Source organism: Klebsiella sp. 18074 (assembly GCF_902705905.1).
Classification (GTDB): domain Bacteria; phylum Pseudomonadota; class Gammaproteobacteria; order Enterobacterales; family Enterobacteriaceae; genus Klebsiella; species Klebsiella terrigena.
The window spans coordinates 157419-169709 of record NZ_CACSIS010000009.1 but is presented as its reverse complement, the minus strand read 5'-3'; the positions used below and the strand labels follow the sequence as shown (position 1 = coordinate 169709).

Annotated in this window: 10 protein-coding genes; 7 read left to right on the top strand and 3 right to left on the bottom strand. The window is 59.0% G+C overall.

Features of this window, described 5'->3' with window-relative positions:
- Positions 1 to 97 precede the first annotated feature (97 nt).
- Genes recO through acpS form a run of 3 tightly spaced genes read left to right on the top strand, consistent with a single transcriptional unit; the run spans position 98 to position 1958 of the window.
- Entirely contained in the window at positions 98 to 838 is a 741-nt protein-coding gene (gene recO, locus GVK32_RS11455; RefSeq protein ID WP_159867992.1) for a DNA repair protein RecO, read from the top strand.
- 8 nt (positions 839 to 846) lie between these two features.
- On the top strand, positions 847 to 1578 hold the full coding sequence (gene pdxJ, locus GVK32_RS11450; protein ID WP_123710378.1) for a pyridoxine 5'-phosphate synthase: 732 nt from the start codon (positions 847 to 849) through the stop codon (positions 1576 to 1578).
- Positions 1578 to 1958, top strand: coding sequence for a holo-ACP synthase (gene acpS / locus GVK32_RS11445; RefSeq protein ID WP_123710377.1), 381 nt, complete (start codon positions 1578 to 1580; stop codon positions 1956 to 1958). The genes pdxJ and acpS overlap by 1 nt, the downstream gene beginning before the upstream one ends.
- On the opposite strand, the gene GVK32_RS11440 is transcribed toward acpS, so the two are convergent.
- Complete coding sequence (locus GVK32_RS11440) at positions 1955 to 2215, bottom strand: YfhL family 4Fe-4S dicluster ferredoxin (protein WP_041146749.1); 261 nt, start codon at positions 2213 to 2215, stop codon at positions 1955 to 1957. The genes acpS and GVK32_RS11440 overlap by 4 nt on opposite strands.
- Positions 2216 to 2271: 56 nt before the next feature.
- The gene (locus GVK32_RS11435; protein WP_159867989.1) at positions 2272 to 3120 is read right to left on the bottom strand and encodes a MurR/RpiR family transcriptional regulator; all 849 of its coding nucleotides are present in this window, start codon (positions 3118 to 3120) and stop codon (positions 2272 to 2274) included.
- 220 nt (positions 3121 to 3340) lie between these two features.
- Here GVK32_RS11435 and yfhb point away from each other — a divergent pair, with 220 nt between their 5' ends.
- Both yfhb and tadA read left to right on the top strand, forming a co-directional pair.
- Positions 3341 to 3964 (top strand): phosphatidylglycerophosphatase C, encoded by a 624-nt coding sequence (gene yfhb, locus GVK32_RS11430; RefSeq protein WP_165973086.1) that lies wholly within the window; start codon positions 3341 to 3343, stop codon positions 3962 to 3964.
- 60 nt (positions 3965 to 4024) lie between these two features.
- Positions 4025 to 4531, top strand: coding sequence for a tRNA adenosine(34) deaminase TadA (gene tadA, locus GVK32_RS11425; protein WP_159867986.1), 507 nt, complete (start codon positions 4025 to 4027; stop codon positions 4529 to 4531).
- Here tadA and mltF read toward each other — a convergent pair.
- Positions 4528 to 6144: a membrane-bound lytic murein transglycosylase MltF gene (mltF, locus tag GVK32_RS11420; RefSeq protein ID WP_159867983.1), complete on the bottom strand. Its 1617-nt coding sequence runs from the start codon at positions 6142 to 6144 to the stop codon at positions 4528 to 4530. The genes tadA and mltF overlap by 4 nt on opposite strands.
- A gap of 174 nt (positions 6145 to 6318) precedes the next feature.
- On the opposite strand from mltF, the gene purL reads away from it, so the two are divergent.
- A complete protein-coding gene (gene purL, locus GVK32_RS11415) occupies positions 6319 to 10206 on the top strand; it encodes a phosphoribosylformylglycinamidine synthase (protein ID WP_159867980.1) in 3888 nt (1295 codons plus the stop codon).
- A gap of 639 nt (positions 10207 to 10845) precedes the next feature.
- Positions 10846 to 12282 carry a sensor histidine kinase KdpD gene (locus GVK32_RS11410; protein ID WP_159867977.1) on the top strand — a complete coding sequence of 479 codons (1437 nt, stop codon included), beginning with the start codon at positions 10846 to 10848 and terminating at the stop codon, positions 12280 to 12282.
- Positions 12283 to 12291: the final 9 nt, after the last annotated feature.

Here is a 12291-nt window from a genome sequence, read left to right as displayed (position 1 = left end):
GCGGCGAGACCGCGAGTCTCCGGGAGCTTACTGTCGTAAGCGACCGGGGTGACTGGACGCAGCCGGCGCGCCTGCAACCTGAAAGACGACGAGTATAATGGAAGGCTGGCAGCGCGCTTTCGTCCTGCATAGCCGCCCGTGGAGCGAAACCAGCCTGATGCTGGACGTCTTCACGGAAGAGTCGGGCCGCGTGCGCCTTGTTGCCAAAGGCGCGCGTTCCAAACGCTCCAGCCTCAAAGGTGCTCTCCAGCCATTTACCCCCTTACTGCTGCGCTTTGGCGGCCGTGGCGAAGTCAAAACGCTGCGCAGCGCCGAAGCCGTCTCGCTGGCGCTACCGCTTAGCGGAATTACGCTCTATAGCGGCCTCTACGTCAACGAGCTGCTCTCCCGGGTGCTCGAACACGAAACCCGTTTCTCTGAACTCTTTTTCGACTACCTGTACTGCCTCCAGGCGCTCGCCGGCGCGAGCGGTACGCCGGAGCCGGCTTTACGCCGCTTCGAGCTGGCCCTGCTCGGGCATCTGGGCTACGGCGTCGATTTCCTGCACTGCGCCGGCAGCGGCGAAGCGGTCTCCGATACCATGACCTATCGCTACCGCGAAGAAAAAGGCTTTATCGCCAGCCTGGTTATTGATAACAACAGCTTTACCGGGCACCATTTGAAGGCGCTGGCTAACCGTGAATTCCCGGATAGCGATGCCTTACGTGCTGCCAAACGCTTTACCCGTATCGCCCTGAAGCCGTATCTTGGCGGCAAGCCGCTAAAGAGCCGGGAGCTGTTTCGCCAGTTTATTCCCGCCAGAGCGGCGCGAGCAGATAAAACAAATAATGAACAATGAGGATTGTCATGGCTGAATTACTGTTAGGGGTCAACATTGACCATATCGCTACGCTACGTAACGCTCGCGGCACCGCATACCCGGACCCGGTACAGGCCGCGTTTATCGCCGAGCAGGCCGGCGCCGACGGTATCACCGTGCATCTGCGTGAAGACCGCCGCCATATCACCGACCGCGACGTGCGCGTCCTGCGCCAGACGCTGGATACCCGCATGAACCTCGAAATGGCGGTAACCGAAGAGATGCTGGCGATCGCCTGCGAAACCAAACCGCATTTCTGCTGCCTGGTGCCGGAAAAGCGTCAGGAAGTGACCACCGAAGGCGGCCTGGACGTGGCCGGCCAGCGTGAAAAAATGCGCGACGCCTGCCAGCGTCTTGCCGATGCCGGCATTCTGGTTTCGCTGTTCATTGATGCTGATTTTGCGCAAATTGAGGCGGCGGCGGAAGTGGGCGCGCCCTATATCGAAATTCATACCGGCTGCTACGCAGATGCCGAAAGCGACGCGCAGCAGGCCAAAGAACTCGAGCGCATTGCCAAAGCGGCCACCTACGCCGCCAGCCTTGGCCTGAAGGTCAATGCCGGACACGGTCTGACCTACCACAACGTCAAGGCCATTGCCCGGCTGCCGGAAATGCATGAGCTGAATATTGGCCACGCGATTATCGGTCGCGCGGTGATGAGCGGCCTGAAGGAAGCGGTTGCTGAAATGAAACGCCTGATGCAGGAAGCCCGTCCTTAATGGCTATTCTCGGGCTGGGCACGGATATCGTTGAAATTGCCCGCATTGAAGCGGTGATCGCCCGTAGCGGCGATCGCCTTGCCCGACGCGTATTAAGCGATAGCGAGTGGGCAATCTGGGAGCAGCATCAGCAGCCGGTGCGTTTTCTGGCCAAGCGCTTCGCGGTGAAAGAGGCGGCGGCAAAAGCGCTGGGCACCGGCATTCGTAACGGTTTGGCTTTTAATCAGTTTGAGGTTTATAACGACGAGCTGGGTAAACCGAAGCTGCGCCTGTGGGGCGAGGCCAGGAATCTGGCGGAGCGCCTGGGGGTTAGCGCCGTTCACGTCACGCTGGCCGATGAGCGCCACTACGCCTGCGCAACGGTCATTATCGAAAGCTAGATTTTATCCGCGTGGTGCATCAGCACAAACTTATCCCACAGCTGCTCTTCGTTCTCGGGGTGCGCCGGATCTTTAAGGATCGTATTGGGGATCGGGCACACTTTTTGACAGGTGGGCGTTTCGTAATGACCCACGCATTCTGTGCAGCGATCGCTGTTAATTTCATAAATGCTATCACCCATCGAAATGGCCTCGTTCGGACACTCCGGTTCGCACATATCGCAGTTGATGCATTTTTTGGTAATTAACAGCGCCATCAGGTAATTCTCAGAAACAACACAAACAGGGCGGGCATTATACGCCCATTTTCTGCTCACACCAGCTTTTTCACCAGCGCCTCGCTGTGGCGAATACGGTCCGGCGCATGCTCAAGATCCTGCTGTACCAGCGCCATAAACAGCAGATCCGTCAGCATCATCTGCGCGCTGGTTGAGGAGATAGCCGCGCTGCGCGTCGCCTGCTCTTCGGCAATGGTGTACAGGCACTGGGAGGCCTGCTGCTGCAGCGCGTTGGGGCTGAAGCCGGTGATCGCCAGGATCCGACAGCCAACGCGCAGGGCTTCTGCCGCCGCCATGTTGATTTCCCGCCGCTCGCCGGAGTAGGAGATGGCGAACAGCAGATCGTCAGGCGACATTGCCTGGACTGTGGCCAGCAGGGCGTGCATATCCTGTTCGGCGACGGCGTTGATGCCAATCTTCATCAGCTTCCAGCTGAAGTTACGCGCCACCAGGCCCGAGGCGCCGATGCCGGTAATAATGACCCGGCGAGCGGTGCGCAGCAGCGCAACGGCCTCCAGCAGCTTCTCTTCGCTGTTAACGTCCAGCGAGGCGTGCATCGCCGCCACGTTATCCTTAATCAGCTTTTCGCCCACCAGACGCAGCGGATCGTCGCCGAGGATCTGGTTATGCACCGGGACCGACTGCGGGTCGGGCGCGCTGGCCAGTGCTTCGCTCAGCGCCAGCTTCAGGGCCGGGAAACCTTTGAAGCCCATCTTCTGGGCGAATTTCACCACGCTGGACTGGCTGACGCCCGCTTCACCCGCCAGCTGCTGCGAGCTGAGGTGCCGGGTCTGGTCCGGCTCGGCGAGGATAAAATCAGCCAGCTTTTTATCGCTTGCCGCCAGCGACGGGTAGCGCTGGCGAATGCGGATTAAACAGTTCATAGGTTTTCCTGAGGACAGCCTTCACCCTCTGCTGAAAGAATTTTGTATTCGATTATAAGAGGATTATGGCGAATTAAAAATTCTGGCGCTGAGATTTATTAATCAACGACCTTAACCTAAATTCAACGCTCGCAGATGTTTTTAATATTAAGGGTGCAAGGCTGGTAAGCTAGCGGGCAACCGGAATGACGAAAAGAAGAGGTTGAGTTTGAATAGCGCTATGCGTCGGGTGGTCTTTTTTGATCTTGATGGAACTCTGCACCAGCAGGATATGTTTGGCAGCTTCATACGCTACGTCCTGCGTCATCAGCCCCTGAATCTGCTGCCGGTACTGCTTTTGCTGCCGGTTATCCTCGGCGGACTGCTGGTCAACGGCAGGGCGGCGCGCTGGCCGATGAGCCTGCTGCTGTGGGCCTCCACCTGCGGGCGCAGCGAGGCGAAGCTCAAGCGTCTTGAGGCGAACTTTGCCCGCTGGTTTCGCCAGCACGTGACGGCGTTCCCGGTGGTGCATGCCCGGCTAACGGGCTATTTGACCAGCACCGATGCCGACGTCTGGCTGATCACCGGTTCGCCGCAGTCGCTGGTGGAGCAGGTCTATTTTGATACGCCCTGGCTACCCAGAGTGAACCTCATCGCCAGCAGAATGGCGCGCCGCTACGGCGGCTGGGTCCTGACTCTGCGCTGCCTGGGGCATGAAAAAGTGGTGCAGCTGGAGCAAAAAATTGGCGCGCCGCTGCGGCTGTATAGCGGCTACAGCGACAGCGAGCAGGATAATCCGCTGCTTTGCTTTTGCCAGCATCGCTGGCGGGTGACGCCGCAGGGCGATCTGCATCAGCTAGAGTGATAGTGTCTAATGCGCGGCCGGCATGTATAATGCGCCCCGCTTTTGCACAGGAGTCCCACTTTGTCTGACCATGAACGCAATGATGAATACTGGATGCGTCACGCTTTGACGCTGGCTAAACGCGCCTGGGAAGAGGGCGAGGTGCCGGTGGGCGCCGTGCTGGTACACAATAATCAGGTCATCGGCGAGGGCTGGAATCGTCCGATCGGCCGTCACGATCCGACCGCACACGCCGAGATCATGGCCATACGCCAGGGCGGGCTGGCGCTGCAAAACTACCGCCTGATTGACGCCACGCTGTACGTGACCCTCGAGCCGTGCGTGATGTGCGCCGGGGCGATGGTGCATAGCCGGATCTCGCGACTGGTATTTGGCGCCCGGGATGCGAAAACCGGCGCCGCCGGATCGCTTATCGACGTGCTGCATCATCCGGGGATGAACCATCGGGTTGAGATCGCTGAAGGCGTTCTCGCCGAGTCGTGTTCGGCCATGCTGAGCGATTTTTTCCGCTGGCGGCGGGAAGAGAAAAAGGCGCTAAAAAAGGCGCGCCAGGCGGGCGAGGGCTAGTGGCCCAGCCCGGGGATTTTGAATTTGGCGTTATCGACCAGCGCTTCGGCGCGGAATTTGAAAAACGGTAGCGTCTGCTCTTCCTTTTTATCTACCTCATCCGGCATAACCGCCGGATAGTCACCGGCCATCGCCAGCGCCTGCTGGTCCTTCCTCTCCTTCTCGGACAGATAGCCGACCAGGCTAATGTGGTATTTGCGAATGTTCTCGACGTAAGCGTACGCTTCATGGCCCCGCGCATAGCCGTATTTCAGCCTGCTGTAGTAGGATTTTTGGCTGAGAAGCGGCAGGCGCTGCTTCACGTCCGCCCAGCTGTTGGGGTTCCCTTGCTGTTTTTTCGTCAGGGCGATGGCGTCGAGAATATGCGCGTAGCCCATATTGTACGCCGCCAGCGCAAACCAGATCCGCTCATCTTTGGGGACCGAATCCGGGACCTTATTCATCATATCCTGCAGATAGCGCATACCGCCGTTGACGCTCTGTTCGGCATCGGTGCGGTCGGTTAATCCCAGGCTCTGGGCGGTGTTTCTGGTGAGCATCATCATCCCGCGAACTCCGGTCGGCGAGGTCGCCTGCGGGTCCCAGTGCGACTCCTGCCATGAAATAGCCGCCAGCAGACGCCAGTCGATCTGGCGGGCGTACTTTTCAAACATCGGCTGCAGGTCCGGCAGGATATTCTCTACCGCCCGCAGGAAGGTTCGCGTGTCGACATAATCGAAATCGTTGCCGTGCCCGAGATACTTCTCTTCCAGCCGCGCCAGGGTGCCGTCTTCATTAATGTTGTTGAAGAAATCGAGCATCGCCGCCGATAGCGAATTGTCATCGCTCTTTACGCTAAACCAGGTCACCGGCTGCTCATCGGTGATGTCCAGCGCGACCGCCAGCTCAGGATGAACGCGCTGAAACAGGCTGACCGCTACGGAATCGGCGATGGTGTAGTCCAGGTCGCCATCGATGACCGCCTGCATCAGCGCCGTGGTGCCGCGCTTTTCATCGACGCGCCAGCTGAGATCGGGATATTTACTGCCCTTTAGGTTCTGCAGGTCGTTAATGGCGACATGGCCCGGCGCGATAACCAGCTGGTCGGCATTGAGGTTAGCAAGGGTGCGCGGGCGAGTGCTGCCGACCCGGTAGACCAGCTGCTGCGATACGGAGTAGTAGCTCGGTCCCGGCTGATAGTTCTTCACCCGCTCGGAGTTATAGACCAGCCCTGCGCCGAGCATGTCGGCCTTGCCGTCATCCAGATCGTCAAACAGCTGGCTGATATTCTGCCGGACGGTGACCTTCAGCTTGACGCCGAGGTAGTCGGCGAACTGCTGCGCCAGCTCGTAATCAAGGCCGTAGGTTTTGTCATTGATGGTCGCAAAGGTCATCGGTGAGTTGATGGTGCTGATGCGTAGCTCCCCGCGCGACATAATTCCCGCCACGCGGTTCTCTGGTTTTCCCGACCACGGGATCGACGGCCACAGGGCAGCCGCCAGCAATAAGGTAACAATGCCGATGAGCAGATAATTAATCTTTAGTTTTTTCAGATAGTTAATCTTCTGCAGCTCTGTGTTCCTCAGCAGACTATGACCGGAAAAAGTAAAAGGTTGTCGGTGAATGAGCGGCATTTTGCTTAAGAATGCGCCAGTTGGCAACTTATTCGCGATAGAGGTCACATTTAATGATAAACGCGGCGAATGATTTTATTTCCACGCAAACGGTTTCGTCAGGGCGCAGGATTCACTATAATAGCGCCCGTTTCCCCCCTGGCTCATATTGAAAGCTTCGAAGACGAGAGACTTATGATGGAAATTTTGCGTGGTTCACCTGCACTGTCGGCATTTCGTATCAATAAACTGCTGGCACGTTTCCAGGCGGCCAACATACCGGTAAGCACAATATATGCAGAGTATGTTCATTTTGCCGACCTGAACGCCCCGCTCGGCGGCGAGGATCGCGAGAGGCTGGCACGACTGCTCAAGTATGGCCCAAGCTTAAGTAGCCATACCCCAACCGGTAAATTACTGCTCGTCACCCCCCGCCCTGGCACCATCTCCCCCTGGTCTTCTAAAGCTACCGATATCGCCCATAACTGCGGCCTGGCACAGGTTGTGCGCCTCGAGCGCGGCGTAGCGTACTACGTTGAAGCCGGCACGCTGAGCGCAGAGCAGTGGGCCGTCGTTGCAGACGAGCTGCACGACCGAATGATGGAAAGCGTATTCGACGCGCTGGAAGAGGGCGCGAAGCTGTTCGCTCAGCATCAGCCTAAGCCGGTCACCAGCGTCGATCTGCTGGGCCAGGGCCGTCAGGCGCTCATTGACGCTAACCTCCGTCTGGGGTTAGCGCTGGCGGACGACGAAATCGACTACCTGCAGGATGCGTTCAAAACGCTGGGCCGTAACCCGAACGATATCGAACTGTATATGTTCGCGCAGGCTAACTCCGAGCACTGCCGCCACAAGATTTTTAACGCCGATTGGGTCATCGACGGCGAACAGCAGCCGAAGTCGCTGTTTAAGATGATCAAAAATACCTTTGAGAAGACCCCGGACTACGTTCTGTCCGCTTACAAAGACAACGCCGCGGTCATGGAAGGTTCAGAGGTCGGGCGTTTCTTCGCCAGCCATCAGGACGGGATTTATGACTACCATCAGGAAGCGGCGCATATCCTGATGAAGGTAGAAACGCACAACCACCCGACGGCGATTTCTCCGTGGCCGGGCGCAGCGACCGGTTCCGGCGGTGAAATCCGCGATGAAGGCGCAACCGGACGCGGGGCGAAACCCAAAGCGGGCCTGGTCGGGTTCTCGGTATCTAACCTGCGCATCCCTGGCTTTGAACAGCCGTGGGAAGAAGACTTTGGCAAACCGGACCGCATCGTGACCGCGCTGGATATCATGACCGACGGTCCGCTGGGCGGCGCGGCGTTTAACAACGAATTTGGTCGTCCGGCGCTGAACGGCTACTTCCGCACCTATGAAGAAAAGGTTACCAGCCACAACGGTGAAGAGCTGCGCGGCTACCACAAGCCGATCATGCTGGCTGGCGGCATCGGCAACATCCGCGCCGATCATGTCCAGAAAGGCGAAATTATCGTTGGGGCGAAGCTTATCGTACTCGGCGGCCCGGCGATGAACATTGGCCTCGGCGGCGGTGCGGCCTCGTCTATGGCATCCGGTCAGTCTGATGCGGATCTCGATTTCGCCTCCGTCCAGCGCGACAACCCTGAAATGGAGCGCCGCTGTCAGGAGGTCATTGACCGCTGCTGGCAGCTGGGCGACGCTAACCCGATTCTGTTTATCCACGACGTCGGCGCGGGCGGCCTTTCGAACGCCATGCCGGAGCTGGTGAGCGACGGCGGCCGCGGCGGTAAATTCCAGCTGCGTGATATCCTCAGCGACGAGCCGGGCATGAGCCCGCTGGAAATCTGGTGTAACGAATCCCAGGAGCGCTACGTGCTGGCGGTGGCGCCGGACCAGCTGCCGCTGTTTGACGAGCTGTGCCGCCGCGAGCGCGCGCCTTACGCTGTGATTGGTGACGCCACCGAAGAGCTGCATCTGAATATGAGCGACAGCCATTTCAACGACCAGCCGATCGATCTGCCGCTGGACGTGCTGTTGGGCAAAACGCCGAAAATGACCCGCGACGTGCAGACCCTGAAGGCCAAAGGTGAAGCGCTGAATCGCCAGGGAATGACCGTTGCCGACGCGGTAAATCGCGTTCTGCACCTGCCGGCGGTGGCGGAGAAAACCTTCCTCGTCACCATCGGCGACCGCACCGTTACCGGCATGGTAGCGCGCGATCAGATGGTTGGCCCATGGCAGATCCCGGTAGCGAACTGCGCGGTCACCACCGCCAGCCTCGATAGCTACTACGGCGAAGCGATGGCCCTTGGCGAACGTTCTCCGGTGGCATTACTCGATTTTGCCGCCTCCGCCCGCCTGGCGGTCGGGGAAGCGCTGACCAACGTGGCGGCAACGCAAATTGGTGCGCTGAATCGCGTGAAGCTTTCGGCAAACTGGATGGCAGCGGCCGGACACCCGGGCGAAGATGCCGGTCTGTACGAAGCGGTGAAAGCGGTTGGCGAAGAGCTGTGTCCGGCTCTGGGCCTGACTATCCCGGTCGGCAAAGATTCTATGTCGATGAAAACCCGCTGGCAGGAAGGCAGCGAGCAGCGCGAGATGACCTCTCCGCTGTCGCTGGTGATCACCGCCTTTGCCCGCGTGGAAGACGTGCGTCGCACCGTGACGCCACAGCTCTTGACCGAAGACAATGCCCTGCTGCTGATTGATTTAGGCAACGGCCGCAACGCGCTGGGTGCGACCGCGCTGGCGCAGGTTTATCGCCAACTGGGCGATACCCCGGCGGACGTTCGCGACGTCGCGCAGCTGAAAGGCTTCTGGGACGCAATGCAGGCGCTGGTGGCTGAACGTAAGCTGCTGGCATACCACGACCGTTCCGATGGCGGTCTGCTGGTGACGCTGGCCGAGATGGCCTTTACCGGCCACTGCGGCGTGGATGTGGATATTGCTGCGCTGGGCGACGATAGCCTGGCGGCGCTGTTCAACGAAGAGCTCGGGGCGGTTATTCAGGTTCGCGCCGCGGATCGCGAGGCGGTTGAATCGCTGCTGGCCTCCCACGGTCTGGCGGATTGCACCCACTACCTGGGCCAGGCAACGGCGAGCGATCGCTTCGTCATCACCGCCGACGGCAGCCCGGTATTCAGCGAAAGCCGTTCTACGCTGCGTATGTGGTGGGCAGAAACCACCTGGCAGATGCAGCGTCTGCGCGATAACCCCGAGTGTGCCGATAGCGAGCACGCCGCGAAAAGCAACGACAGCGATCCTGGCCTCAACGTTAAGCTCTCTTTCGATATCAACGAAGATATCGCCGCGCCGTACATTGCGACCGGCGCGCGTCCGAAGGTGGCGGTACTGCGCGAGCAGGGCGTTAACTCGCACGTTGAGATGGCCGCGGCCTTCCATCGCGCGGGCTTTGATGCCGTTGACGTGCACATGAGCGACCTGCTTGCGGGCCGTACCGGCCTTGCCGACTTCCAGGCGCTGGTGGCCTGCGGCGGCTTCTCCTACGGCGATGTGCTGGGGGCGGGCGAAGGCTGGGCGAAATCGATTCTGTTCAACGACCGCGTGCGCGATGAGTTTGCGACCTTCTTCCATCGTCCGCAGACCCTGGCGCTGGGCGTGTGTAACGGCTGTCAGATGATGTCCAACCTGCGGGAGCTGATCCCGGGAAGCGACCTGTGGCCGCGCTTCGTACGTAACTATTCTGACCGCTTTGAGGCGCGCTTCAGCCTGGTTGAAGTTACGCAAAGCCCGTCTCTGCTGCTGCAGGGGATGGTCGGCTCAATGATGCCTATCGCCGTGTCTCACGGTGAAGGGCAGGTGGAGGTTCGCGACGGCGCGCATCTGGCGCAGCTTGAGAGTAAAGGCCTGGTCGCGCTGCGTTTCGTCGATAACTTCGGTAAAGTGACCGAAAGCTACCCGGCGAACCCGAACGGCTCGCCGAACGGGATTACCGCCGTTACCAGCGAAAGCGGCCGCGCCACCATCATGATGCCGCACCCTGAGCGCGTCTTCCGCAGCGTGGCAAACTCCTGGCACCCGGAAAACTGGGGCGAGGACAGCCCGTGGATGCGTATTTTCCGCAACGCGCGTAAGCAGCTCGGCTAAACCGAGACCTGGCTGATGTTCTGAAAGGCCTCCCGCGAAAGCGGGGGGCCTTTTTGTTTGTGATGGCTATCGCTGCAGGGTGTCGGGATTTACCGACAAACGCCGGGGAGGCGTGTCTCCAAAAGGAGACATTTAACCATTTGATTTTAAAGGTTGTTTATAATCCAGGGTTTAAGTGTTGCCAAATAGCGACACTGTGTCTAAAAAACAGACATCACCGTCAGGGGGCCAAAATATAGGAAACCATTTATATTTCATTGTGTTAATAAAACGTTTTGTAATGTGGCATAGAACATGCATAATAATATGCAGTGGCTCATTCACCTTCTTATGTCAGCCCCTTCGGGACGCGCTACATAAACTTCGAATGACGCACAACAAGGTGCCTGCCGTCCAACTCCTGATAATAGCTCTGCTTTATCAGCCATCGGGCGAAACGTCGAGTTAGGCACCGCCTTATTTCTTAATAAAGCCAGGCAAATGCCTGGCTTTATTATTTCCGCTCTATGGCAGGCCATCGGCGTGATAATCTTCGCCGCTGACCCGTCGCCTTTCGTGCGGCAGAACTGCTGATTGCACCTGTTACTCCGCGGCGTCCTCGGTTAGCATCGTCTTAAGCGAATGTTTGAGGCTATATACTTGAAGCGACTCTCCCTTTTCCCCCGCTCGTTGCGCCAGCTGGTGACGCTCTCCTTTGTGCTGATCCTGCTACCGCTGCTGGTTCTGGCCTGGCAGGCGTGGCAGAGCCTGAACGCTCTCAGCGCCCAGGCCGCGCACATTAACCGCACCACCCTGGTTGACGCCCGGCGCAGCGAGGCGATGGTTAACGCTTCGCTGGAAATGGAGCGCAGCTACCGCCAGTACTGCGTGCTGGACGATCCGACGCTGGCGAAGGTTTATCAAAATCAGCGCCAGCGCTACAGCGAAATGCTGGACGCGCACGCCGGCGTGCTGCCGGATGAGAAAATTTGGCAGGTCCTGAGCCAGGATTTGAGCGACCTGGCGCAGCTGAGGTGCAAAAACAGCAGCCCCGACGGGAAGTCGGCTGAGAGCCTGGAAGCCTTCGCTACGGCCAACAGCGTCATGGTGCAGGCCACCCGAACGGTCGTCTATTCGCGCGGGCAGCAGCTGCAGCAGGAGATCGCCGAACGCGGGCAGTTCTTCGGCTGGCAGGCGCTGGTACTGTTTCTGCTGAGCCTGGCGCTGGTGCTGCTGTTTACCCGAATGATCATCGGCCCGGTAAAAGGGATTGAGAAGATGATTAACCGGCTGGGGGAGGGGAAGTCGCTGGATAACGCGGCGCTGTTCACCGGGCCACGCGAGCTGCGCTCGGTCGGCGAACGCATCATCTGGCTGAGCGAGCGCCTGGCCTGGCTGGAGTCGCAGCGGCATCAGTTTTTACGCCATCTCTCCCATGAGCTGAAAACGCCCTTAGCCAGCATGCGCGAAGGTACGGAGCTGCTTGCCGACCGCGTTGCCGGGCCTTTGACCGCCGAGCAGCAGGAGATTGTCGAGATCCTCGACGCCAGCAGCCGCAACCTGCAAAAGCTGATTGAACAGCTGCTTGATTACAACCGTAAACAGGCCGACGGCCCGGTGGCGCGCGAGACCGTTAACCTCGCTGAGCTGGTCGAAAGCGTTGTCTCTGCCCACAGCCTGCCGGCAAGAGCTAAACTGATGCGCACGGATCTCAGCCTGGAGGCCCGATTCTGCCAGGCGGAGCCGGCTTTGCTGGCGAGTGTGCTGGATAATCTCTACTCCAATGCGGTGCACTATGGTGCTGAATCCGGTAACATTCATATTCATAGCTACCGGCACGGCGAGCAGGTGCGCATCGACGTAAGCAACAGCGGCGAGCCGATACCGCCAGTGGAAAGAAAAATGATTTTTGAGCCCTTTTATCAGGGAAGTCACCAGCGTAAAGGGGCGGTAAAAGGCAGCGGCCTCGGGTTAAGCATTGCGCGGGACTGCGTTCGACAAATGCAGGGCGAGCTAAGCCTGGTCGACGATCTACCCGGGCTTATCTGTTTTCGCATCACGCTTCCCGCCGCTGAGCCGGGAAAAATCAATACATGAATCAACAAT

What these genes read in the sequence shown, in the direction of transcription:
- recO (WP_159867992.1), top strand. Translation starts at nt 98, where the DNA reads ATGGAAGGCTGGCAGCGCGCTTTCGTCCTGCATAGCCGCCCGTGGAGC.
- pdxJ (WP_123710378.1), top strand. Translation starts at nt 847, where the DNA reads ATGGCTGAATTACTGTTAGGGGTCAACATTGACCATATCGCTACGCTA.
- acpS (WP_123710377.1), top strand. Translation starts at nt 1,578, where the DNA reads ATGGCTATTCTCGGGCTGGGCACGGATATCGTTGAAATTGCCCGCATT.
- GVK32_RS11440 (WP_041146749.1), bottom strand. Translation starts at nt 2,215, where the DNA reads ATGGCGCTGTTAATTACCAAAAAATGCATCAACTGCGATATGTGCGAA.
- GVK32_RS11435 (WP_159867989.1), bottom strand. Translation starts at nt 3,120, where the DNA reads ATGAACTGTTTAATCCGCATTCGCCAGCGCTACCCGTCGCTGGCGGCA.
- yfhb (WP_165973086.1), top strand. Translation starts at nt 3,341, where the DNA reads ATGCGTCGGGTGGTCTTTTTTGATCTTGATGGAACTCTGCACCAGCAG.
- mltF (WP_159867983.1), bottom strand. Translation starts at nt 6,144, where the DNA reads ATGCCGCTCATTCACCGACAACCTTTTACTTTTTCCGGTCATAGTCTG.
- purL (WP_159867980.1), top strand. Translation starts at nt 6,319, where the DNA reads ATGATGGAAATTTTGCGTGGTTCACCTGCACTGTCGGCATTTCGTATC.